Raw genomic sequence first — 21,724 nt, forward strand, 5'->3', positions numbered from 1 at the left:
ACAAACGGCCGGACCACGGCGCCACTGGGAATCGACATGCTGAAAGTCAATGAAATCCTGCGCGTGAAGGGGCACACGCTGTACACAGGGACGCCCGACATGCCGGTGCGCGAGGCCATCGCCACCATGAGCCAGCTCGACATCGGCTCGCTGGTCATCATGGACCACGGCCAGCTCGCCGGCATGCTCACCTTCCGTGAAATCATCAACCACCTGAATGCACACGACGGCCAGGCCGGCGACTACACGGTGCGCAGCATCATGGACGACGCTCCGGTCAGCGTCACGCCCAACACCGACGCCGACGAAGTCCAGCGCCTGATGCTCGACAAGCACGCCCGCTATATTCCCGTCATGGATGGCCCCACCCTCATGGGCGTGATTTCGTTCTACGACATGGCGCGCGCCATCGTCGAGGCCCAGCAGTTCGAAAACGACATGCTCAAGGCCTATATCCGCGACTGGCCCGCCGACACCACATCGGAACCCCCTGCCCGCAAGGCCTGAGGCCAGCCGGGCGCCGGCTCGGCCGGCCCCGCCTCAGGCCAGCGCCTGCCAGGCGCGGCGCAACGCCTGCGGGCCTTCCGCCCGCAGCAATGCGGGATCCGAGAGCATCCGCCGCCACTGTCGCGCGCCGGGACGGCCCGTGCGCCAGCCCAGCACTCCCCGCACCAGAATGTGCAGGGGCACGCCGCGCGCATGCTGGACGGACACATATTCCATCCAGGCGTCCAGGATCTCCCCGGGCGCCGGCCGCGTTCCGCCCGGCGCCATCCGCTCGTCCAGTTCGGCCAGAATGTCGGGATGGTGCCAGGCCGCCCGGCCCAGCATCACGCCATCCAGGCGTTCCATCCAGTCCATGCAGGTCTCGACGTCGGTCAGGCCGCCGTTCAGCACAAACGTGGCATCCGGAAAATCCTGCTTCAGGCGCACCGCATCGGCATGGCGCAATGGCGGTTTTTCCCGGTTGTCCTTGGGCGACAACCCCTTCAGGACGGCATTGCGCGCATGGACGATGAACACCCGGCAGCCGGCGTCGTGCAGGATACCGACGAAATCGCGCACGAAATCATAGGACTCGTCGTAGTCCAGGCCCAGGCGGTGCTTCACCGTCACCGGCACCGAAACCGCGTCCTGCATGGCACGGACGCAATCGGCGACCAGCTGCGGCTCGGCCATCAGGCAGGCGCCGAAGGCTCCGCGCTGGACCCGTTCGGACGGGCAGCCGCAGTTCAGGTTGATCTCATCGTAGCCCCATCGTTCACCCAGCCGGGCGGCCTGTGCAAGCGCCTCGGGTTCGCTGCCGCCCAGTTGCAGAGCCACCGGATGCTCCGCCGGATCGAAATCCAGATGCCGGCCGACATCGCCGTGCAGCAGGGCGCCGGTGGTGATCATCTCGGTATACAGGCGGGCACGGGGCGAGAGCAGGCGATGGAAATAACGGCAATGCCGGTCGGTGACATCGATCATCGGCGCCACGCACAGGCGCCAGGCCCCGGGTTCCGGACCAGCGTGCAGAACGGACGGCGCAGCGGGATCGGCATCGATCGGCATGCCGGGCAAGGTCTCTGACATACGGATTGTTCTCAGGCAATCTTTCATTTTAGCCGGGCAGCGTGCCCCGGCCAGCCGGCGCGGCGGCAGGTGCCGGCTTTTCGTCTAAAATCCCCGCTGACCGATTCCGACTCGAACTCCGGCCTTTCGCGGCCGCATGCGTACCTCAATGGCCGTATTCACCCCCGTCACCGAAGACGACGCCCGCGCGCTGCTGCAGCGCTACCGCCTGGGCGAACTCATCGCCCTGCGCGGCATCACCGCCGGCATCGAGAACACCAACTACTTCCTCGACACCACGCAGGGGGCCTACGTCCTGACCCTGTTCGAAGTCCTGACCGCCGAGCAGTTGCCGTTCTATATCGAACTGATGCACCACCTGGCCAGGCGCGGGGTGCCCGTGCCCGAACCCCAGACCCTGCTCGACGGCACTCGCCTGACCTCCCTGAACGGCAAACCGGCCGCCATCGTCACACGGTTGTCGGGCGGCTACGAGCCCGAACCCAGCCCGGCCCACTGCGCCCTGGCTGGCCGGACCCTGGCGCAGGCCCACCTGGCCGCGCAGGACTTTCCCATTCACCAGCCCAACCTGCGCGGACTGGACTGGTGGAAAGCCACCGCACCGGCCCTGGCGCCGTTCCTGGATGACAGCCAGGCCGCGCTGCTGCGAAGCGCGCTGGATGAACAAATCGCCTTCGCCGCCGCGCGCACGCCCGCGCGGCTGCCCTACGGCCCTGCGCACTGCGACCTGTTCCGGGACAACGTGCTGTTCGACGGCACATTCGAATCGCCCCACATGGGGGGCTTCATCGATTTCTATTTCGCCGGCTGCGACACCTGGCTGTTCGATGTGGCGGTCAGCGTCAATGACTGGTGCATCCAGCGGGCGACCGGCGCCTTCGTGCGCCGCCGCCTGGAAGCCTGGCTGCAGGCCTACCACGCAGTGCGCCCCTTCACCGATGAGGAACGCGCGGCCTGGCCCGTGATGCTGCGCGCAGCGGCCTTGCGCTTCTGGATTTCGCGCCTGTACGACTTCCACCTGCCCAGGCCGGCCCAGACGCTCAAGCCCCACGACCCGCGCCACTTTGAACGCATCCTGCGGCTGCGCACCGAGCAACCCGCGCCCGCCCTGCCACGACCATGACTCCCCTGCAAGCCGCCATCCTGCCTCCAAGCGCCGGCTGGTCCTGGATTGCCCAGGGCATCCTGCTGTTCCGACGCCAACCCATGGCCATGCTTTTCTGGAGCATCGCCACCAGCTTCTTCATCAACGTTGGCGCCATCATCCCGGTACTGGGCCAGACCGCGCTGGTGTTGCTGACCCCGCTGCTCACCTTCCTGACGCTGTGTGCCTGCCGCAACCTGGACCAGGGCGTACGCATGGCGCCCGGCCTGTGGCTGCAGCCGCTGCAGACGCCCGGTGTCACGGGCGCCTTGCTGAAACTGGGCCTGGCCTACCTGGGCTGCTCCTTCCTGGCAGCACTGGCTGCGGTGCTGCCGTTCCTGTCCTCGATGCTCGCGGCCCTGGGGACCGCCGAACAGCCCGATTTCGCCGCCCTGGCCCAGGCCATGCAGGGCCCGCTGATGGTGTTCGGCCTGTTCTACGTGCTGCTGTCGGCCCTGTTCTGGCACACGCCGGCCCTGGTGGGCTGGCACGCCCTGCCCCTGCGCCGGGCGCTGTTCTATTCCATGGTCGCCTGCTGGCGCAACAAATACCCCATCGTCGTATATGTGGCGACCTGGGCGGCCGTGTTCTTCGGCCTGCATGGGTTGCTGGACGGACTGGCTGCCGCAGGGGTATCGGCCGGCCTGCTGGCCTGGCTCGCATTGCCGCTGGACATCGTGATCACAGCCCTGCTCTACTGCAGCTTCTACCCCATCTACACGACGATCTTTCGTCCCAGCCAGGCGGCCTCGACCTGAGTCCGCCAATCCTGACGGGCGCAGTAGCCGGCGGGCAATTCCACGACCGCCCGGGCATGTCGGCGGATTGCACAGCGCCAGGGGACGAGCCGGACCGGCCCTGCCAGGATTCTGCCGCCGACATCCAGAAACACCAGATCCAGGGGCTGGGCGAGGCCCATTGCATGCACGGCGCGGCATCGGGGCAGCAACAGCCCCCGGGGCCGTACGCCCCAGCCGGGCCACAGGCGCAGGCCCAGCAGTCGGGCGGTGAAGGATCGCGCGCAATACAGGCGCAGGGGCTGCTCCGAACCCAGCCAGGACGCCGTTTCCAGAGGGCCGCGCCAGGCAAGCTGCCGATAGGGTCGGGCCCGGTGGCCCCCACGATTCCGAAACCCACCGTCCGTCATCAGAATCCTGCGTCCAGCAGCTTTACCGCCACCGGAAAGCCGATGACCAGGAAAGTGCAGGGAAAGATGCACAGCACCATGGGAAACAGCATGCGTACAGGCGCCTCCAGCGCCAGTTTCTCGGCGCGCAGAAAGCGCTCGCTGCGTTGACGTTCGGCCTGGGCCCGCAACAAGGGGCCCAGACTCATGCCCAGCCTGTCGGCCTGGGCCAGAGCCGAGACCAGGCTGCGCACTCCGGCCACGTCCGTCTGCTCTGCCCAGTGCAGCAGCCAGCGCGAACGTTCCATGCCGGTCCGTTCCAGCGCAGCCGCATCCCGGAGGCTCTGGCGCAAGGGACCGTCCGGCGCGTGGCCGGCCACCTGTTGCAGGGCCGCCGGCAGGCTCAGCCCCGCCTCCACGCACAAGTTCAGCAGATCCAGCATGAAGGGCAGCTCCCGCATCATCTGGAAGCGTCTTGCGGCAGCGCGGCGCCGCAGGGCCTGGCCGGGCCACACGAAACCCAGGCCGGCGCCCGCCAGCGCCGCCAGGAAGCCGAACCTGGCCGGTGCCGAAACCATCAGGGCCGCCGCCCCGGCCAGCAGGGCGCCACAACCGGCCGCCAGCACGCATGCGGCCAGCCAGCGATCGGCCTGCCAATGCGATGCAAGGCCGGCGCGCGACCCCCAGCGCCGCAATTCCCGGCGCATGCGCCAAGTGACGAAGGGCGCGCACCAGGGTGCCAGCGCCAGCACCCAGGGCCACCAGAAAGCGGGCGGGCGAACCCTGGCCTCGTCGCGCGCGGCGGCCCAGGGTCCGCCCAGTGCCCATAGGCCCAGGCAGGCTGCCACCGCCGCCAGGCACACACCGATCCAGAACCACGCCATGCCAATGCCTCCATCGAACATGCATCGATCGCCTGCCCCGGCCGGTTCAGTCCGCTACACCTCGATCGAGGACACCCGACGGATCCAGACGATGCCCACGCCTTCCAGCACCAGGATCGCCGACAGCACCAGCCAGCCGTACCATGTCTGCCACATCAGCGCCATGGCCTCGGGCTCCAGGCGGACGAGAACCAGGGCCAGGGCCGCCGGCAGGCCGGCCATGATGCGGCTCTGCATGCGACCCTGCGCCGTCAGCGCCTCGACCCGGCCCAGCCAGTGTTGCCGCGCCCGCAGCGTCTGGGCGATGCCTTCCAGCGTGTCGGCCAGCCCGCCGCCCGTGCGGGCGGCGATGCCCAGCGCCGACACCACCAGACCGCAGGATTCGGTCGGCATGCGGATGCGCAATTGCTGCAGGGCGTCCTGGAAGCCCAGACCCAGACGCTGTTCGCGCAGCAGCAGGCCGAATTCCTGGGACAACGGCGGGCTGGACTGGGCCACGAGATGCCGCAGAGCGGGCTGGACCCCAGCCCCGGCGCGCAATGCCCCCGCCAGAGCCTGGACCAGGTCGGGCAACTGGGCATCGAACCGCTGCGCACGGCGCTGGCGCATGTGGCGCAGGATCAGCGGGGGAGCGCACAGCAAGCCGGCCAGCACGGGCAGCACGCCCCACCAGCGGCCCGCCATCCAGGCGACCGTCAGCATCAGGGCCAGGCCCAGAGCGGCTGCGGCCGGCCGCAACTGGGCCATGTCCAGGAACAGGAAAGATGCATCCAGCGTGCGCCGGGTTTCATCCCGCATGCGCGCTTCATAGCGCGCCCAGGCGCGCTCCGTCCATCCCAGCAGCCACCAGACGGCCAACGCGATGCTGCCCGAGAATCCCGCGAAGATCAGGATGTCCATGGTGCGTCCCCTGCGGACCGGTCATCCCGCACGGCCACGCCGGATTCCAGTGCATCCGCCGAAGGAGCGCCGGAAAGCGGCCCAACGCCAGGCCGGCCGCCGGATCGAGCCGCGGAGTCCAGCGCCGCCCGTCCCTGGCAGACGGTGCGGCCCGAGAACAGCGAGGCATCCAATGCCGCGGCGCCCTCGAAGCCATCGGGCGGCAGGCCGCAGCCCGCGAACACTGCGGGCGGCCCGGGATGCCCGAGGAAGAGGTCCTGCAACTGGATCCGGCCGCCCTCCTGACCTGTCACCTGCACGATGGCGCTCACCAGGCGCCGGCCATCCGCAGCGCGCACCAGCTGAATGATGAAGTCGATGCTGGAAGCGACATGCTCGCGGATCGCGGCCAGCGGAAGGTCCATGCCTGCCATCAGGATCATGGTTTCCAGGCGCCCCAGCGCATCGCGCGGGCTGTTGGCATGCAGTGTGGTCAGCGATCCCTCATGCCCGGTATTCATGGCGGCCAGCATGTCGAAAGCTTCGCCGCCCCGGCACTCCCCCACTACGATGCGGTCGGGCCGCATCCGCAAGGCATTGCGCACCAGGTCGCGGATTTCCACGCGGCCCCGGCCCTCGGCATTCGGTGGCCGGGCCTCCAGGCTGACCAGATGAGCGTGATTCAGGCGCAGTTCGGCCGCATCCTCGATCGTGATGACGCGCTCGCCTGCCGGAATGGCGTTGGACAGGACATTCAGCAGGCTCGTCTTGCCCGATCCCGTGCCGCCGGAGACGACCAGGTTCTTGCGATGGCGCACGCAATGCGTCAGGAACCGCGCCATGGCATCATCGAGAGCACCGACGGCCAGCAGATCAGCCATGTCCAGCCGCCGGGCAGGGAACTTGCGGATCGTCAGGCTGGCGCCGCGCAGGGCGATGGGCGCGATCACGGCATTGACTCGCGATCCATCGCGCAAGCGAGCATCGACCATGGGGGCACTTTCATCGATCCGCCGCCCCAGAGGGGCCACGATGCGGTCGATGATTCCCAACACCGCCTGCTCTCCGCTGAAGCTGGCGGCGGCCCGCACCAGGCGCCCGCTTCGCTCGACGTAGATCTCGTCATGACGGTTGACCATGATTTCCGTGATGCCCGGATCGGCCAGCAGGGGTTCCAGCGGCCCCAGGCCCACGGCCTCGTCCACCAGTTCCCGGACCAGCGCTTCGCGGTCCAGTTCCGCGGGCAGGGATCCATCGGCGGCAATCAGGCCGGACAGCACGGCGGTGGCCTCCGCCCGCAGCGCGGCATCGCTCATTCCGCCGATATCCCGCCGGCGCAGCTGCAACGCAGCAATCAAGTCCTGGTGCAGACGGCGCCGATGGGTTTCCGCGCCCGTCCCGACGCCATCGACCCTCAACGCGCTTTCCCCTGCCCCGGGAACCCCGTCCGCCTTTTCCCCGGTGGCTATACCGGTGTCAGACGGGACAGCCGGCCGGCACTCATCGCCGGTCTCTGCCGTCACCACGGGATCGGCCGCAACACTGCCCGCTGCCGTGACGGCCGTTCCCGCCGATCCGGCATCCTGTGCCGCGGCGGTACCCGCCGGCAGGACGCGCAGCAGGCATGGACCGATCACCACCTCGTCGCACTCCTGCAGCGGACCGTAGGCAGCAATCCGATCCCCGTTGACGACAGTGCCGAACAGAGAACCCAGGTCTTCAACCCAGAGTTCATCCTGGCGCCGCAACAGGCGCGCATGCCGACGGCCCACCCGCCAGGCGCGCAAGGCGAGGCCGCAGGCCGCGTCGCGGCCGATCAGCAGAGGCAAGGCATGCCGCTCGCGCCGGCGGCTGCCATCCTCGAAGCACAGGTCGAGATCGATGGTGCTCATGACGCCTCCCCGGCAATGCGAGTCTTTTGCCGGAAGGGGAATCCGGATGCCGCGGATGCGCCGCCCTCCGGGGCGCTGCCCCCTGGCATGCCGGCGGCCCCCAGCCACTGGGAATCCGGCCCGATCGCACGCGGATTCCAGCCCGAACCGGGCACCCGTACGGAAACCGGGGTTGCCGGGCGCATGGGCGCAAGCAGCACGGGTTCGGCTGGGAACGCCCGATCCAGGATTGCATCCGCTCGCCGGACACGCAGATCCATGCGCGGGTGATCCGCAGTCACCAACTGCGGCGTGACCAGGATTGCCAGCTCTGTTTCATTACGCTGGAAACGCACGGAACGAAACAGCGCCCCCAGAACGGGCAGCTCGCCCAGGCCCGGCACGCGATCCACATTACGCGCCGTGTCCCGCGACAGAAAACCGGCCAGCACCAGTGTCTGTCCGGAACGGACGTTGAATTCGGTGGCTGTGCGCCGGGTCTTCAGGGAAGGACCTCCCGGCACGGAAAGCGATGGGTCGATGGCACTGACTTCGACTTCCAGGCGCGAACGCACGGCGCCGCTGCGCTCGATGGATGGAGTGATGCGCAGCGACACGCCATAGGGCTTGAAGGCCGTCTGTGTATTGCCATTGCCGTCCACCGTGCTGTAGGGCACTTCTCCACCCGCCAGGAATTCGGCCGTCGCGCCGCTGCGGGCCAGGAGCTGGGGCTGGGCCAGTACCACTGCCCTGCCGTCCTGGGCCAGCAGGTCGATGCGCGCCGACAGCAGCGCATTGATGCCGAAATAGCCGGCTGCACGAGGAGACGGGAAGGCCAGGGGCAGCACGGTTTCGCCCGGGCGATCGGCATAGCGGCGGGAACCCCCGTCCCAGCCCAGGCCGGCATTCACGCCGCCTGCGCTTTGGCCGCCCCAGCGCAAGCCGACTTCACGCAGCAGGGAACGCGGCACCTCGACCACGCGCACATCCAGCAGCACCATCTGGTCCCATCCGACCGTGCCGGTGAAATCCAGCAACTGCGGATAACGGCGCCCCAGCTCCGCCAGGCGCTGGCGGTCGCCATCGGACAAATCGTCTCCCTCGACCAGCAATTTATCGCCCAGGGACGTCACGCGGGCGCCCGGAATGCGTTCCAGCAGCGTGCGCAACTCGTCCTGAAGCTGGCGGGCACCCTCGGGCGCCACCTCGACGGCATAGCGATAGGCCTGACCATCGGCCGTCCAGGCATGCAGCGTACTGAAACCGGGCTTACGGGCGAACACGATGACTTCACGGTCGTCGGTGCTGACGGCATTCAGGATCTTGCCATCGCCCACCGCCACCCGCGCCACACCGGGAATACCCAGCACGCGGACCTCGCCCGCCTGGAGTGCCAGGGACGTCTCGTTCACTGCGGCCGGCGTGCCGGCGGACGCGGCGGCTGCTGCGGCCTGAATGGCCGGCATCCAGGACAGGCAAAAGACCGTGCAGAGGCGGCATGCGGCGGACAGGCATGTCTTCATGGGAGCGCCTCGTCCCCGGAACGCCCGGCATCCATCATGGGATTCTCGCCATCTTCCACGGCCGGATCGGTCCAGGTGGTCTGGACCGAAGGCACAACCACGGCACCAGCGGCCGTGCCTTCGCCGGTCAGCGGCAAGGGCGCCGCCGCCTGTTCCGCAAGAACGCGCATCCAGGCGCTGGCCAGCGCCTGGCCCGCAGGCAGGTCGAACCAGCCATTGCCCGGCCGCGCGGCCTGACCATCGGGATCGGCCCAGCCCGGCAAGGCTCGCGCCCCTGATGCGCCATACAGAATGACGGCGCGCCGCGCGGGGATGCGGGGCGGATCGCTCACGCCCAGCAAGGACGCCAGATCGCCCCGGGCCGCCCGGCGGTCGGCACGCGCGTCGCCGGGATGACGCAGGATTGCGGTCAGCGTGCCTGCCTGGCGGGCGGCGACCAGTTTCACCACGTCCTCGGGTGCCGCATCGAGCGTCACCGTGGAATAAGAGGATTCTTCGGATCCGACCCCTGAAGTCCGGGTCTCGCGGCCCGTCGCCAGCACCAGCACGCCCTGGAGCAACGGCGCCGTCAAGCGCCTGCGCCTATGATCGAAGGAGACGTACAGATCGATCAGATCGCCGGGCTGCAGCAGTCCGGACAGGGAGTTGACCTGATCGACCGGCAGCGTGATGGCCCTTCTTCCGGGCGCCAGATGTTCCGAGAAGGCGGTCTGCGGCTGCATGGCATGCGCGGGCACCAGGGCATCGCCGGCCCGCACGGCCGCCGTCAGGATCCTGCCTTCGAGTTCGCCCAGCCTGGCAAGCGGCAGGGTATCGCTGCCCACCCAGCGCGCGGGAAAGCTGCGCACGGCCAGATCATCGGGCGCCAGCCGCGTGCCGGCCGCAAGATCCCGGGCGGCCACGATGCGTTCGACCATGTCCAGGCGGGCACGAGCTTCGATCTGCCGTTCGCGTTCGCGTACATGCAGGGCCAGCGCGCCCGCCGCCAGCAGGCCGGTGCCCAGGGCCAGCGCCCCCAGGATGGCAGACCGGGGAATGCGCAAAGAAGGCAATGTCATGAAGACTCCTTGGGACGATGCCAGAACGTCAGGACGACGGCATCGGCCCGGGGATGCAGATGAACCGTCAGGCGCGCGCCGTCTGGCCGCACCCATTCGCCGGCTGCCGATCGTGCCCGGCCTGGGGCGTCCCCCGCCGCTGCAGTAGCCTGCATTGCAGCCGGCTGCCAATGCCGGCCCTGCAGGGCGTCCCGCACAGCCGCGTCGACGCGTCGATATGGGCCCGGGCACAGGTAGCTGGCCAGGAGTCCGGCCGCGCGGCCCATGCGGCTGGAAGCGCGCAGCACGGGGCGTGCGTCTGGCGGCACGAGTGCCACCGGATCGAAACCTGCGTCGATCCGGCGCCCGGGCTCCAGGCTGGACAACAGGCCGGTCGTCTCCCCGCTGCCTGCTTCGGCCGGCTGCAACTGCGCCAGCCAGTGCCGACCATCCTGAACGCCCGACAGCAAAAGCCCCGCACCGGAGAACTGCAATTGCCCGAACCTGGCCCGGCCGGCATGCGCCAGGCGCCGCGCCGCGTCCACCGGCGCCACCGGCGCCCGGAAACGCCGCACCAGCATGCGGCCGCCCGGGAGATCGAAAGCCAGGGGTGCTGCCCAGCGCCATCCGGCCAGGCTCTCGATCCTTCCAGGATCCCAGGGCTCTGCAGCACCCGCACCGGCACACAGCATCAGTGCAGCCGCCAGCGAAATCAATCCTCGCGCTCCCGCAATGCACAGGCTCATGGCTGCCTCCAGGGTTGCAGATGCAGGCGCGGCACGGCGGTGGTCCAGGGACCGACCCAGTCCCAGTCGGGCAAGGCGCGGCCCCAGGCAGAATCCACCCGGCCGATGCGGCCCAGGGCTCCCTGTCCGGCCGCCCGGGATGCCGCGGCCGCATCGCTCCAGGCACGTGGACTGCCTGCGAGAGTCGATTGGGCGCCGGCATCGTCGGCCGCCGCGCCATCGCCGCGCAGAATCGCAGTGTGGCGGCGCAGGTCAAGACCCAGATGATCGAAATCCGACAGGGCTCCCGTCGTCCCGTCTTCTCCGGCGCTCTGGACCCGGGCGACGGCACGCCAGACGGTCGAATCGCCCAACCGCAGCTCCCGGCGCAGATCCGCCGCCCCGGCCACGGCATCGCCAGGCTGTCGGCCGGCGGCGGCGCCGCCTGGCTCAAGCGCCAGGTGCACATCTTCCGCCAGAAGATTCGACCCCCGCCGTGTTCTCCAGCGATGCCCGGTGGCATCCAGGTAGCCGTCCCCGCCGGATCCCAGCGCTTCCGGTGCAAGGCCCTGGTGTGCATGCGCGAAAGCTGCGCGGCGGCTGGCATGGGCCAGTTGCAGGGCGGCATCCTGGAGGCGCCCCAGCCAGGCGATGCCCAGCCAAAGGCTGCCCAGAACGGCCAGCACGGCCAGTGTCTCGACAAGGGCCTGCCCGGCCTGGTGCGGGTGCTGATGCGCAGGCATGTCAGTCTCCCGGGGCATCCGCCAGCGCGGCCGCCAGGCGTGCATGCCAGTAGGGATGAAACAGATTCGGGGACTCGTCCAACCCATCCGGGCGCCGTTCCGGCCGAGAAAACAGGCTTTCCGCCGCGCTCAGAGCGTGGATCGGACGGCCCCGGGCGTCCGGCAGGACCATGCGCACGACGAACCCCGCCGCAGCGCTCTGCCCTGCTCCGGAGGCGACATCCAGGTAGTTTCCCAGTCCTCGGGAAGACCAGGACAGCCGATCACGCAAGGCATAGGAATTGGCCAGGGGATTGTCCCGGCCATCCACCAGGTCCCATTGCGCCACCGAGCGCACCCAGCGCCAGAAATCCTGGTCGGAGAAATCTTCCGGCGGCACATCGACGTGTTCGGCATCCATGGCCTGCCCGGGCTGCGCCGGCATCCAGGCCCAGCCCATGGCGTATTCTCGGTAGTAGCAACCGATCCAGCGATTGGAGCGCACGGCGTGGAAGGATTGCGTGTCTCCTGCCCGCCAACGGCCTGAATCGTCCAGTGCCGTGCCGCCGCGGCGCCGCAATTCGTGGCGCAGATGCGGACATCGCCCGCTGACCGGCCAGGGATTGCGCGCCGTATGATTCCGCGGCGCCAGGAAGGGATACAGGCCGGCCAGATGGCGCACCAGATCGAACAGAGGCCCATCCGGGGCATGGTGGCGCAGCAAACCGGTCCAGGCGTCATCCACGACCTCGGGTTTCAGGTCGCCGGGGTCATATTCTGGATAGTGACTGGCCAGCACGGCCCGCATCGCATCCAGGCGCACCTGGGGCAAGTCGCGCACCAGGGCACGGGTCAGATCCGCCGACAACTCATGCACGAAGCGCTCGTGTGCGGTATGGGCCCTGCCCAGCGACCCCGAGGCACGCGCCCGGGCTTCCAGTCCGGTGGCCGCTGCGGCTGCCAGATAGGCGCGGCCATGATCGGCGCCGAACATCAGGCCGATCAGATGGGCAGGCGGATTGCCCTGCGCCAGGCGGCGCGCTTCCATGCCGGCGAACTGCGCCCAGCTGCCCAGGGTGACCAGGTGGGCCATGGCCACCTGATGCGCCAGGCGGGCACGGTTCAGGTAGGACAGGAAATTGAGGGTTCGGGCCTGGACCAGGGCACCGCTATAGGCAGCGGCATCAAGCCCATGGACCAGCCGGGTCTTGGCCGCCAACACCTGGCCGGTGGCGAAATAGCGCATCCAGGCCAGGCCCAGCAGGGCGGCAAGCAGCATGCCGAGCACCAGGACCTGGCCCTGCTGGCTACGGGACGAATGGGGGCGGCCCGACATCTCACTGCCCCGCTGCCGCATTGCCGGTGAAGGACTTCAACGATTTGGCGGCCGCCTGGGCAGCGGCGGACTCGGCCGCCGTCTGGGCGATGCGAGATTGCTCGGAGCCGTCTTCGCCAGCGATCTCGCGCGCCATGGCCGCTGTCTGCGCGCGGATCACCTGGCCGAACAGCTGGTAGACCGCGATGGCGGCCACGGCGACGAGCGCAACGACCACGACGTACTCCACCATGGCCTGCCCGCGCTGCGCAGCCCGGTTCGACGCGTCGGACCGGCGCGCCAGGAGCAGCGGCGCGTTCAGCGAGCCCGGCCTTGACGGCGCATGCAGTGCAGCGGCGGACGCCGCACCGGGAAGAATACGGCGGATGCGGTGGACATGCGCGCGGGGACGGACGCGGCACGGCAGACGAGAAGAGGCGGACATGGCGGGCTCCGGTAAGGGAATGGGGCCCAGTGTGCCCCGCCCTCGCCTGCTCGCCTATTCGCACTTCCCGTCCTGGCCGAAAGCATCCCGCCATCAGCCCGCAACGGACGGGCGGTGGGTCTCGGCCGGGCACCGGGATCCCGGGCCGGTCGAAGACCCGGCCGATGGCGGGCACGCCGAAAACGGCGTGCCCACCGGATCAGCCGATGCGCACGCGCAGGGTGCCGAGCCCTTCGATGGCGCCCTCGAGCCGATCGCCGGACACGACGGCGCCGACCCCGGCCGGGGTGCCGGTGTAGATCAGATCGCCCGCCCGCAACTCGAACAAGGTGGACAGGTAGGCGATGGCTTCAGGCACCGACCAGATCATGTCCGACAGGTCACCCGACTGACGCGGCAGCCCGTTGACCGACAGGGTGATCGCCCCCTTGGCCAGGGCTCCGGTCGATGCCGCCGGGTGCAGCGGCCCGATGGGCGCGCTGTAATCGAAAGCCTTGCCGGTTTCCCAGGGGCGGCCGGCTTTCTTGGCGGCAGCCTGCAGGTCGCGGCGCGTCATGTCCAGGCCGATGGCATAGCCCCAGACGCAGGCAGCCGCCTGCTCGGGCGTCAGGTCGCGGCCGCCGGAACCCAGCGCGGCGACGAGTTCGACTTCATGGTGCAGATCCTGGGTAAGCGGGGGATACGGCAGCACGCCTTCGGCGCCTTCGGCAACGCTCAGGACGGCGTCGGCGGGCTTGGAAAAGAAGAACGGCGGCTCGCGCCCCGAGTCGCCCATTTCACGCGCGTGCTCCGCGTAATTGCGGCCGACGCAGTAGATGCGCCGCACGGGAAAGCGGGCCGACGTGCCCTGCACGGCTACGGAAGGCACCTCGGGACGGGGAATCACGGTTTCATCCATCATGGACTCCGGAAAAAGGCCTCCGCGCCGCGTCTTCGGCTTGCCGCCCTGCAAACGGGCACATCTTGCCTGGGACCGGCCTGGAGGCCAAAAAACCAACCCGGCACACAGGCCGGGCGGCAGAACACCGATGGGTCGCCTCAGGCGGCCTTGGCTTGCGAATAGCGCTCGACGGAGGAGCGGATTTCCTGCTTGGCGGCATCCACGCCGGACCAGCCCTGGACCTTGACCCATTTGCCCTTTTCCAGGTCCTTGTAGTGCTCGAAGAAATGCTGGATGCGCTGCAGTTCCTCGGCCGGCAGGTCGGACGTCGATTCGATCTGGCGGTACGGCGGATAGAGCTTGTCGACGGGCCGGGCCAGCAGCTTGGCATCCTTGCCGGCCTCGTCTTCCATGTTCATCACACCCAGGGCACGGCAGCGGATCACCGAACCGACCTGCACGGGGAACGGCGCGATCACCAGCACGTCCACGGGATCGCCGTCTTCAGACAGCGTCTGGGGGATGTAGCCGTAGTTGCAGGGATAGTGCATGGCTGTCAGCATGAAGCGGTCGACAAACACGGCGCCGCTGGCCTTGTCGACTTCGTACTTGACCGGATCCGCGTTCATCGGGATCTCGATCACGACATTGAATTCCTCGGGCAGCTTGTCGCCGGCCGGCACACGATCTAGGCTCATGGGGTTCCTTGATAGGTCAGACAGAAAAATCTCAGCGCGCGCCGCCGTCCGAAGTCTGGGACATGTCCACCCCGGGAATGGGCGCGGTATCGAAGTATTCGTCCTCGGAGGACGCGGATCCGGATACGGCCGGCGCAGCGGGAGGCTCGGGCGCCGGTGCCGCGACGGGAATCGCGTCCGCATCGGTCTCGTCCTGGACATAGACACCGCTGGCCGCATAGGGAGCGGAAGGAGCCGGCTCCACCGGCGTCGTGTCGTCCACCGCGTCGAAATGCGGGTCGCCGCGCGTATCGGCAGCCGGCAGCAGGCGGTCGACGACGGGAATCTCGGCATCCGCCGCCTGGCAGGCCAGCCGCCAGTTGCGCAAGGCCTGGTCTGGGTGGCCCAGCGCATCGTGCAAGTTGCCCAGCAGAGCGTGGATGTGGGTGTCGGCGCGCAGCGCCAGGCTGCGCTCGAGATAGTGCTCGCCCTGGCCCCAGAGCTGCGCTGCCAGGCAGATCTGCCCCAGCGCCGCCAGCAGGCCCGGATGATCGGGATGGGATTTCAGCCAGAGCTCGGCGTGCCCGAGGCGCTGGCGGGCCTGGGCCGCATCGCAGCGCGAATAGAGACGCAGCAGGCGGTCGTCCAGCTGGCGGCCCAGCGAGGCTTCCAGGATGCGGGCCGCTTCGGCCGGATGGCCCAGGTGGATCTGGGCCTGGGCACCAGCCAGCGCCACATCGGGATCCAGCCGCTCGTCGGCGCTCAGGTCGCCCCAGACCGCATTCCAGCCGGACTCATCGACCCGCGCCAGGCGTTGCGCGGTCGATTCGCGGATGAACTGGCGCGCCTGGGTTTCGTCGATGGCGCCCCGGCGCAGCAGCAGGCGTGTGAGTTCGTACACGCGTTCGGCATGGCCCAGCTGGCGATGGGCACGCAGCAGCAGGCGGGTGCCGTGCAGGAAGCGCGAAGAGGCATCCTGCAGGGGTTCGAGCAGGTCCAGGGCTTCCTCGGCCCGGTTCTGATCCAGGTACATTTCCGCAGTCACGGTATCCACGGCCTGGCGCAGGCGGGAATCCTGGCCGGCACCCTCCTGGGCAAGCCGCAGGACCTGATCGCGCCGTGCGGTCTCGCCCAGCAGGTGCAGGGCGCGCGCCGCGCTGAGCCCGGCCAGCACCTTGCGGTCGGCCGAGCGCGTGCGCGACAGCAGGTTGGACAGGTCCTTCTCGGCCTGGACATAGCGGCCTTCCAGGACATTGATCCAGCCCCGCTCGAGCAGTTCGAGGTCGCGCTTCTGGGCGCGGCGGCCGCGCCAGGCACGCAGCCGGCTCGGGCTGGATCCGACCCAGTTCAGTACGCGCAACAGCCAGTGAAGTGCCAGGAAAACCGCGAGCGCAAGCACGACTGCCAGAGACAGCGACAACTCGATGCGCCACGGCTGCGCAATGATGAGGACGTTGCCGCCGTGTTCGCGCAGCACCAGGGCCAATGCCACTGCAGCAGCGAACAGAATCAGGGTCCAGATCCAGGATCGCATCGCGCCGTCTCCTCAGATCGCACCGGCGCCGGCAGGCGCCGCGACGGGCGACAGCACCGCCGGTGCGGCATCCTGCCCGGAATCATCGTCGGGGGCGTCCTGGTCCTGCTCTTCTTCCGCTGCCGCGGCGTCCCGGGCGGCCGCGATGGCGGCCAGGCTGTTGTCCACCGTCGGCAAGGCGATCACGATCGGCGTGTCATGCAGTTCGCGGGCGATCTTCAAGGCCTCGCGGGAAGACTCGGCGCGCATGTCGTAGCGCTGGTCGATGGCCCTGGACAACTGCTCGAGCTCGGTCTGCCAGATGCGCGTCTGATGCATCATCAACGCCAGCTGGGCCGTCACGGCGCGCTGCTTCAGGACTTCGCGGAAGCGCAGCGCCTGGTCGGGCGACATCAGCAATGCGGCGGCATCGTCAACCCTGCGCACGTCGAACAGGCTGCGCAGATCCTGCGACACCAGGCTGGCCGCATCGCGCGTCCATTGCCAGGCTTCGGCGGCTACGGCACGCCAGCCTTCGGGGGCAGGCTCGGCCGGTGACGCGGGTGCGGCGGCCGGCGTCGGGTCCGACGCCACCGCAGCGGTCTGGCCGGCCGCGGAAGCAGCGGTGTCGGGAACCAGCAGGGGTGCGATGCCCAGCAGGTCGGACAGGCGGTCGATCCGCGCGCTCAGGGTCGGCAGGTCGATGGTCGCCACGGCGCGCAGGCGGTCCAGATCGCCATTGATCGACTGCTGGAGCGCCGCCAGCCCGGGGCGATTGGCCCTGGCCAGCTGGGCCTGCGCGGCTTCGAGGGAGATGATCGCATTGGCGACGTTGCCGCCCAGGGAAAGCTGCTGCTGGGCGATGGTGACCAGGTGGTCGATGTCATTGAGCAGCAGCAGGTCGGAGCCACTGTCCGTCATCATCCGCAGGGCCTGATCGAGTTCCCGGACCTGGCCCGAGGTTGCGTCCAGTGCGCTGTGCAAGTCTGCGATCCTGGCGGCCTGCTCCTTGACCAGGGTCAGTGCCTGGTCGGCCTGCGCATGGGTTTCCTGCACCAGCTGGACGCTTTGCTCGTGCTGGCGCTGCAAGTCGGCGCGCAGATCGCGGTACTGCCGGTTCTGGTAGTACAGCGCGCCGCCCAGAATCAAAGCGAGCAGGACCAGCAGGACCACCGCCAGGACGATCCCCGCCGACTGCGTCCGCCTTGTTCCGGCCTGGGCCGTTGCCAGCGCCGAGGCGGGCGTCGCCGATTCGGAAGTCGGGGCGGACGAGCTGTTGTCGGTATCGGTCATGGCGGCGTAGGTGTCCTTCTTGGCTGATCACGCAGATGCCAATATAGCCTGAAACAGGGCGGCCTCATCGGGCGCGCTCAGGTGCACGCTCAGTGCCCCCGCAGGCCGTTCGGCATAGATGCATTGTAAACGCCGCGCGATCCGCTCGTGCAGCGTGATGACCCTCAGAACGGGCGGCCAGTCCATGCCCTGGCGGCGCAGGCTGTCGGCCACGGCATCGACGGCCTCGAGGCTGGTCAGCAGCAGCGTACAGGAAGCCGATTCCGCCAGCGCCGAACATGTGGCACGGTCCCAGACCACGGGACTGCGCCGGTACAGCGCATGACATTCGACCTTCCAGCCACGCGCCTGGAGCTGCCGTGCGAGCCAGTCGCGGCCCCGCTGGGCCCGAAAAATGTGGGCGCGGCCCGGCACAAGGCACGCAGCCTCGATGACGGCCAGCAGCGACTCCGAATCCGGCGGGACATCCGTGGCGGGCGCCAGAATCCTGTCCTGGGGTACGTGTGCCCGCAGTGCGCAGGCGGTAGCCGAGCCCACGGCCGACGCCCAGGCGCCATCTGGCCAGGGCGCGGCGGCACGGCTGCCGAAATAGGCGTCCACCGACTGGCGGCTGACGAACACGCAGAGATCGCCCGGCTGGAACTGCGGCACGATGGCGTCCAGCCGTTCGATCGCCAGGGCCGGCGCCTCGATCACGGTCAGGCCGGCCGCGCGCAGCGCCCGGGCCAGCGCATCATTGCGCCCCGCGGGGCGCGTGAGCACAACCGGAGCGGACGAGACCATCCGGGCCCCGTGTCAAAGTGCGGACGGCTCGGACAGGCGCGCCAGGATCGCATCCGCGCCCTGGGCGAGCAGGTCGCGGGCAACAGCGCCCCCCAGTGTCTCGGCATCCTCGGGAGCACCTTCGGTTTCGGCACTCAGGATGCGGCTGCCATCGGGTTCCGCGACCAATGCCCGCAGGTGCAGGCGGCCATTCCGCAGCACCGCATGCGCCGCCAGAGGCACCTGGCAGGATCCCCCCAGGGCGCGCGACACCGCGCGTTCGGCCAGGGTGCAGGCCGTTGTCAGGCCGCACGCCAGCGGTGCGAGCCAGTCGCGCAGATCGGCACGATCCGCCAGGGTCTCGATGCCCAATGCCCCCTGCCCCGCTGCAGGCAGGCTGAGTCCGGCGGGCAGAACGGCGCGAATCCGTTCTGCCAGGCCCAGGCGCTTCAACCCGGCTGCGGCCAGCACGATGGCGGCGTAGTCACCCCGGTCGAGCTTGGCCAGGCGGGTATCCAGATTGCCGCGCAGGGGCTTGATCGCCAGGTGGGGATAGCGGGCACGCAACTGGGCCTCGCGGCGCAGGCTGGAGGTGCCGATGACGGCGCCCGGCGGCAGTTCATCCAGGGATCCCGCTACATTGGACACCAGGGCATCGCAGGGATCGGCGCGTTCCAGGATGGCGGCCAGGGAGAAGGGGGCCGTGAGGTCGACCGGCACGTCCTTAAGCGAATGCACGGCCAGATCGGCGCGGCCGTCCAGCAGCGCGGTCTCGAGCTCCTTGACGAACAGGCCCTTGCCACCGACCTTGGACAAGGTCCTGTCCAGGATCTGGTCGCCGCGCGTGGTCATTTCCAGCAGATCGACGCGACAGCCGGGATACAGATCCTGAAGGCGCGCCTGAACGTGGCGGGCCTGCCAGAGCGCCAGGCGGCTGGCCCGGGTGGCGATGACGAGGGTCCGGGGAGTCGATGCGGCGGTCATGCGGTGTACCTCGAGAGCAGCAGGCGAAGCAGCAGGCCCAGAGCGGCCAGGATGGCCAGGCCTTGAAGCAGGGTGGGACGTTTCAGTTTCATCGGAGCAATCCATGCGGCAGCCGCTGTGCGGCGCAAGCGAAAAAAAGGCCCCGCCATGCGGCGCGGCCCGTTACCCGCCTCGCGGCTGGCGGGAAGCCCGGATCGACCGAAGGACGGCCGATCCATGCGGATCGATCGTCCGGGAGCTTCCCGCGTGCCGGTTCTTGATTACAGCACGGTTTTGAGGAGCTTGCCCATTTCCGAAGGATTGCGCGTGGTGCGGATCCCGCAGGCTTCCATGATTTCCAGCTTTGCGTCCGCGGTATCGGCGCCGCCGGAGATCAGGGCACCCGCATGGCCCATGCGCTTGCCCGCCGGAGCGGTGACGCCGGCGATGAAGCCGACCACGGGCTTCTTCATGTTGTCCTTGGCCCACTGCGCGGCGTTGACCTCGTCCGGGCCGCCGATCTCGCCGATCATGATGACGGCATCCGTATCCGGATCGTCATTGAACATCTTCAGCACGTCGATGTGCTTCAGACCGTTGATCGGGTCGCCGCCGATACCCACGGCGCTGGACTGGCCCAGGCCCAGTTCCGTGACTTGCGCCACGGCTTCGTAGGTCAGGGTGCCGGAGCGGCTGACCACGCCGATGCGGCCCTTGCGATGGATGTGGCCCGGCATGATGCCGATCTTGATTTCGTCGGGGGTGATCAGACCCGGGCAGTTGGGGCCCAGCAGCAGGGTCTTGCGGTTTTCGGCGCGCATGCGGTTGCGCACTTCCAGCATGTCGCGCACGGGGATGCCTTCGGTGATGCAGATGGCCAGGTCCAGATCGGCCTCGACGGCTTCCCAGATGGCGGCGGCGGCGCCCGCGGGCGGCACATAGATGACCGATACGGTCGCGCCGGTCGCTTGCTTGGCGTCCTTCACGGAGGCGTAGATGGGGATGCCCTCGAAGTCCTCGCCCGCCTTCTTCGGGTGCACGCCGGCCACGAAGGCGGCGCGGCCGTTGGCGTAGTCGCGGCACATGCGGGTGTGGAACTGGCCGGTCTTGCCGGTGATCCCCTGGGTGATGACCTTGGTGTCCTTGTTGATCAGAATCGACATGTTGTATTCCCTACGATGCTTATTTCGCGGCGGCGACGACGGCGGTCGCGGCTTCGGCCATGGTGTCGGCGCTGATGATGGGCAGGCCCGAGGCCGCCAGCATCTGCTTGCCCTTTTCTTCGTTGGTGCCCTTCATGCGCACGACCAGCGGCACGCTGAGGTTCACGGCCTTGCAGGCGGCGATGACGCCTTCGGCGATCACGTCGCAGCGCATGATGCCGCCGAAGATGTTGACCAGGATGGCCTTGACGCCGTCGTTCCTGAGCATGATCTTGAAGGCTTCGGTGACCTTTTCGGCCGTGGCGCCACCGCCGACGTCCAGGAAGTTGGCCGGCTCGCCGCCGAACAGCTTGATGGTATCCATGGTGGCCATGGCCAGGCCGGCGCCGTTGACCAGGCAGCCGATGTTGCCGTCGAGCTGGATGTACGCCAGATCGAACTTGCTGGCCTCGACTTCGGCGGGATCCTCTTCATCCAGGTCGCGGTAGACAACGACTTCGGGATGGCGGAACAGCGCATTGGAATCGAAGTTGAACTTCGCGTCCAGGGCAACGATGTTGCCCTTGCCGTCGCGGTTCAGGGGGTTGATTTCAACCAGCGAGGCATCGGTTTCCATGTAGCACGTATAGAGCTTCTGGCATACGTCGACGAACTGCGCCACGGAGTCGGCCGGCATGGCGACGCCCTTGGCCAGCGTGTCGCCGTCGGCCTGGGTGAAGCCCTTCAGGGGGTCGATCTGCACGGTGACGATCTTCTCGGGAGAAGAATGCGCGACTTCCTCGATGTCCATGCCGCCTTCACTGGAGGCGATGAAGGCCACTTTCTGCGTGGCGCGATCGGTCACGACGGACAGGTAGTATTCCTTCTGGATATCGGCGCCTTCCTCGATGTACAGGCGGCGAACCTTCTGGCCTTCGGGGCCGGTCTGGTGCGTGACCAGCTGCATGCCCAGAATCTGGCCGGCCAGGGTCCTGACTTCGTCGAGGGACTTGGCGACCTTCACGCCGCCGCCCTTGCCCCGCCCGCCGGCGTGGATCTGCGCCTTGACGACCCAGACAGGACCACCCAGTTTTTCGGCTGCCGCCACGGCCTCTTCGACCGAGAACGCGGGAATGCCGCGCGGGACAGTCACGCCAAACTTCTTCAGCAATTCCTTGCCTTGATATTCGTGAATTTTCATGAGTTACCTGTCAGTGGAGAAAAAAGAAAGCCACCGGCCCGCCGCTT

The 21,724-nt window shown here is 68.5% G+C and carries 22 protein-coding genes; 3 read left to right on the top strand and 19 right to left on the bottom strand.

Annotated features, from left to right (window positions below):
• Window positions 1–36: 36 nt before the first annotated feature.
• Window positions 37–507: a CBS domain-containing protein gene (locus ABD022_RS08125; protein WP_325124873.1), complete on the top strand. Its 471-nt coding sequence runs from the start codon at window positions 37–39 to the stop codon at window positions 505–507.
• Between the two features lie 33 nt (window positions 508–540).
• On the opposite strand, the gene dusA is transcribed toward ABD022_RS08125, so the two are convergent.
• On the bottom strand, window positions 541–1,575 hold the full coding sequence (dusA, locus tag ABD022_RS08130) for a tRNA dihydrouridine(20/20a) synthase DusA (protein ID WP_343820823.1): 1,035 nt from the start codon (window positions 1,573–1,575) through the stop codon (window positions 541–543).
• 148 nt (window positions 1,576–1,723) lie between these two features.
• Between dusA and ABD022_RS08135 the strand changes: the two genes are divergently transcribed.
• Both ABD022_RS08135 and ABD022_RS08140 read left to right on the top strand, forming a co-directional pair.
• Complete coding sequence (locus ABD022_RS08135) at window positions 1,724–2,698, top strand: homoserine kinase (RefSeq protein ID WP_325124877.1); 975 nt, start codon at window positions 1,724–1,726, stop codon at window positions 2,696–2,698.
• The gene (locus tag ABD022_RS08140) at window positions 2,695–3,477 is read left to right on the top strand and encodes a BPSS1780 family membrane protein (RefSeq protein WP_325124879.1); all 783 of its coding nucleotides are present in this window, start codon (window positions 2,695–2,697) and stop codon (window positions 3,475–3,477) included. Before ABD022_RS08135 ends, ABD022_RS08140 begins: the two co-directional genes overlap by 4 nt.
• On the opposite strand, the gene ABD022_RS08145 is transcribed toward ABD022_RS08140, so the two are convergent.
• From ABD022_RS08145 to sucC, 18 genes are all read right to left on the bottom strand, one after another.
• A complete protein-coding gene (locus ABD022_RS08145; protein WP_325124881.1) occupies window positions 3,435–3,866 on the bottom strand; it encodes a DUF192 domain-containing protein in 432 nt (143 codons plus the stop codon). The genes ABD022_RS08140 and ABD022_RS08145 overlap by 43 nt on opposite strands.
• Window positions 3,866–4,729, bottom strand: coding sequence for a type II secretion system F family protein (locus ABD022_RS08150; protein WP_325124883.1), 864 nt, complete (start codon window positions 4,727–4,729; stop codon window positions 3,866–3,868). Before ABD022_RS08150 ends, ABD022_RS08145 begins: the two co-directional genes overlap by 1 nt.
• 54 nt (window positions 4,730–4,783) lie before the next feature.
• Window positions 4,784–5,629, bottom strand: coding sequence for a type II secretion system F family protein (locus ABD022_RS08155; RefSeq protein WP_325124885.1), 846 nt, complete (start codon window positions 5,627–5,629; stop codon window positions 4,784–4,786).
• Window positions 5,617–7,500: a TadA family conjugal transfer-associated ATPase gene (locus ABD022_RS08160; RefSeq protein ID WP_325124887.1), complete on the bottom strand. Its 1,884-nt coding sequence runs from the start codon at window positions 7,498–7,500 to the stop codon at window positions 5,617–5,619. The genes ABD022_RS08155 and ABD022_RS08160 overlap by 13 nt, the downstream gene beginning before the upstream one ends.
• Window positions 7,497–9,002: a type II and III secretion system protein family protein gene (locus ABD022_RS08165; protein WP_325124889.1), complete on the bottom strand. Its 1,506-nt coding sequence runs from the start codon at window positions 9,000–9,002 to the stop codon at window positions 7,497–7,499. Before ABD022_RS08165 ends, ABD022_RS08160 begins: the two co-directional genes overlap by 4 nt.
• Window positions 8,999–10,060, bottom strand: a complete 1,062-nt coding sequence (gene cpaB / locus ABD022_RS08170) for a Flp pilus assembly protein CpaB (protein WP_325124891.1) — start codon at window positions 10,058–10,060, stop codon at window positions 8,999–9,001. Before cpaB ends, ABD022_RS08165 begins: the two co-directional genes overlap by 4 nt.
• Window positions 10,057–10,785 carry a hypothetical protein gene (locus ABD022_RS08175; RefSeq protein WP_325124893.1) on the bottom strand — a complete coding sequence of 243 codons (729 nt, stop codon included), beginning with the start codon at window positions 10,783–10,785 and terminating at the stop codon, window positions 10,057–10,059. The genes cpaB and ABD022_RS08175 overlap by 4 nt, the downstream gene beginning before the upstream one ends.
• Window positions 10,782–11,507, bottom strand: coding sequence for a TadE family protein (locus ABD022_RS08180; protein WP_325124895.1), 726 nt, complete (start codon window positions 11,505–11,507; stop codon window positions 10,782–10,784). Before ABD022_RS08180 ends, ABD022_RS08175 begins: the two co-directional genes overlap by 4 nt.
• Before the next feature lies 1 nt (window position 11,508).
• Window positions 11,509–12,822, bottom strand: coding sequence for a hypothetical protein (locus ABD022_RS08185; protein WP_343820827.1), 1,314 nt, complete (start codon window positions 12,820–12,822; stop codon window positions 11,509–11,511).
• 1 nt (window position 12,823) lies between these two features.
• Window positions 12,824–13,054: a hypothetical protein gene (locus tag ABD022_RS08190; protein ID WP_323024361.1), complete on the bottom strand. Its 231-nt coding sequence runs from the start codon at window positions 13,052–13,054 to the stop codon at window positions 12,824–12,826.
• Between the two features lie 391 nt (window positions 13,055–13,445).
• A complete protein-coding gene (locus tag ABD022_RS08195; RefSeq protein WP_325124935.1) occupies window positions 13,446–14,144 on the bottom strand; it encodes a fumarylacetoacetate hydrolase family protein in 699 nt (232 codons plus the stop codon).
• 140 nt (window positions 14,145–14,284) lie between these two features.
• A complete protein-coding gene (gene ppa / locus ABD022_RS08200) occupies window positions 14,285–14,824 on the bottom strand; it encodes an inorganic diphosphatase (protein WP_325124899.1) in 540 nt (179 codons plus the stop codon).
• Window positions 14,825–14,855: 31 nt separating this feature from the next.
• On the bottom strand, window positions 14,856–16,337 hold the full coding sequence (locus ABD022_RS08205) for a heme biosynthesis HemY N-terminal domain-containing protein (RefSeq protein WP_343820829.1): 1,482 nt from the start codon (window positions 16,335–16,337) through the stop codon (window positions 14,856–14,858).
• 12 nt (window positions 16,338–16,349) lie between these two features.
• Window positions 16,350–17,609, bottom strand: coding sequence for a uroporphyrinogen-III C-methyltransferase (locus tag ABD022_RS08210; protein ID WP_325124903.1), 1,260 nt, complete (start codon window positions 17,607–17,609; stop codon window positions 16,350–16,352).
• A gap of 27 nt (window positions 17,610–17,636) precedes the next feature.
• Window positions 17,637–18,371, bottom strand: a complete 735-nt coding sequence (locus ABD022_RS08215; RefSeq protein ID WP_325124905.1) for a uroporphyrinogen-III synthase — start codon at window positions 18,369–18,371, stop codon at window positions 17,637–17,639.
• Window positions 18,372–18,404: 33 nt separating this feature from the next.
• Window positions 18,405–19,355 carry a hydroxymethylbilane synthase gene (gene hemC / locus ABD022_RS08220; protein WP_343820831.1) on the bottom strand — a complete coding sequence of 317 codons (951 nt, stop codon included), beginning with the start codon at window positions 19,353–19,355 and terminating at the stop codon, window positions 18,405–18,407.
• Between the two features lie 260 nt (window positions 19,356–19,615).
• Window positions 19,616–20,497 carry a succinate--CoA ligase subunit alpha gene (sucD, locus tag ABD022_RS08225; RefSeq protein ID WP_343820833.1) on the bottom strand — a complete coding sequence of 294 codons (882 nt, stop codon included), beginning with the start codon at window positions 20,495–20,497 and terminating at the stop codon, window positions 19,616–19,618.
• Window positions 20,498–20,516: 19 nt separating this feature from the next.
• On the bottom strand, window positions 20,517–21,677 hold the full coding sequence (sucC, locus tag ABD022_RS08230; RefSeq protein WP_343820834.1) for an ADP-forming succinate--CoA ligase subunit beta: 1,161 nt from the start codon (window positions 21,675–21,677) through the stop codon (window positions 20,517–20,519).
• Window positions 21,678–21,724: the final 47 nt, after the last annotated feature.

The organism is Castellaniella daejeonensis (assembly GCF_039523555.1).
Lineage (GTDB): Bacteria > Pseudomonadota > Gammaproteobacteria > Burkholderiales > Burkholderiaceae_B > Castellaniella > Castellaniella daejeonensis.

What these genes read in the sequence shown, in the direction of transcription:
- ABD022_RS08195 (WP_325124935.1), bottom strand. Translation starts at nt 14,144, where the DNA reads ATGGATGAAACCGTGATTCCCCGTCCCGAGGTGCCTTCCGTAGCCGTG.
- sucC (WP_343820834.1), bottom strand. Translation starts at nt 21,677, where the DNA reads ATGAAAATTCACGAATATCAAGGCAAGGAATTGCTGAAGAAGTTTGGC.
- ABD022_RS08160 (WP_325124887.1), bottom strand. Translation starts at nt 7,500, where the DNA reads ATGAGCACCATCGATCTCGACCTGTGCTTCGAGGATGGCAGCCGCCGG.
- ABD022_RS08135 (WP_325124877.1), top strand. Translation starts at nt 1,724, where the DNA reads ATGGCCGTATTCACCCCCGTCACCGAAGACGACGCCCGCGCGCTGCTG.
- ppa (WP_325124899.1), bottom strand. Translation starts at nt 14,824, where the DNA reads ATGAGCCTAGATCGTGTGCCGGCCGGCGACAAGCTGCCCGAGGAATTC.
- ABD022_RS08155 (WP_325124885.1), bottom strand. Translation starts at nt 5,629, where the DNA reads ATGGACATCCTGATCTTCGCGGGATTCTCGGGCAGCATCGCGTTGGCC.
- ABD022_RS08140 (WP_325124879.1), top strand. Translation starts at nt 2,695, where the DNA reads ATGACTCCCCTGCAAGCCGCCATCCTGCCTCCAAGCGCCGGCTGGTCC.
- ABD022_RS08150 (WP_325124883.1), bottom strand. Translation starts at nt 4,729, where the DNA reads ATGGCGTGGTTCTGGATCGGTGTGTGCCTGGCGGCGGTGGCAGCCTGC.
- ABD022_RS08205 (WP_343820829.1), bottom strand. Translation starts at nt 16,337, where the DNA reads ATGCGATCCTGGATCTGGACCCTGATTCTGTTCGCTGCTGCAGTGGCA.
- ABD022_RS08145 (WP_325124881.1), bottom strand. Translation starts at nt 3,866, where the DNA reads ATGACGGACGGTGGGTTTCGGAATCGTGGGGGCCACCGGGCCCGACCC.
- hemC (WP_343820831.1), bottom strand. Translation starts at nt 19,355, where the DNA reads ATGACCGCCGCATCGACTCCCCGGACCCTCGTCATCGCCACCCGGGCC.
- ABD022_RS08180 (WP_325124895.1), bottom strand. Translation starts at nt 11,507, where the DNA reads ATGCCTGCGCATCAGCACCCGCACCAGGCCGGGCAGGCCCTTGTCGAG.
- ABD022_RS08175 (WP_325124893.1), bottom strand. Translation starts at nt 10,785, where the DNA reads ATGAGCCTGTGCATTGCGGGAGCGCGAGGATTGATTTCGCTGGCGGCT.
- dusA (WP_343820823.1), bottom strand. Translation starts at nt 1,575, where the DNA reads ATGTCAGAGACCTTGCCCGGCATGCCGATCGATGCCGATCCCGCTGCG.
- sucD (WP_343820833.1), bottom strand. Translation starts at nt 20,497, where the DNA reads ATGTCGATTCTGATCAACAAGGACACCAAGGTCATCACCCAGGGGATC.
- ABD022_RS08165 (WP_325124889.1), bottom strand. Translation starts at nt 9,002, where the DNA reads ATGAAGACATGCCTGTCCGCCGCATGCCGCCTCTGCACGGTCTTTTGC.
- ABD022_RS08210 (WP_325124903.1), bottom strand. Translation starts at nt 17,609, where the DNA reads ATGACCGATACCGACAACAGCTCGTCCGCCCCGACTTCCGAATCGGCG.
- cpaB (WP_325124891.1), bottom strand. Translation starts at nt 10,060, where the DNA reads ATGACATTGCCTTCTTTGCGCATTCCCCGGTCTGCCATCCTGGGGGCG.
- ABD022_RS08125 (WP_325124873.1), top strand. Translation starts at nt 37, where the DNA reads ATGCTGAAAGTCAATGAAATCCTGCGCGTGAAGGGGCACACGCTGTAC.
- ABD022_RS08190 (WP_323024361.1), bottom strand. Translation starts at nt 13,054, where the DNA reads ATGGTGGAGTACGTCGTGGTCGTTGCGCTCGTCGCCGTGGCCGCCATC.
- ABD022_RS08185 (WP_343820827.1), bottom strand. Translation starts at nt 12,822, where the DNA reads ATGTCGGGCCGCCCCCATTCGTCCCGTAGCCAGCAGGGCCAGGTCCTG.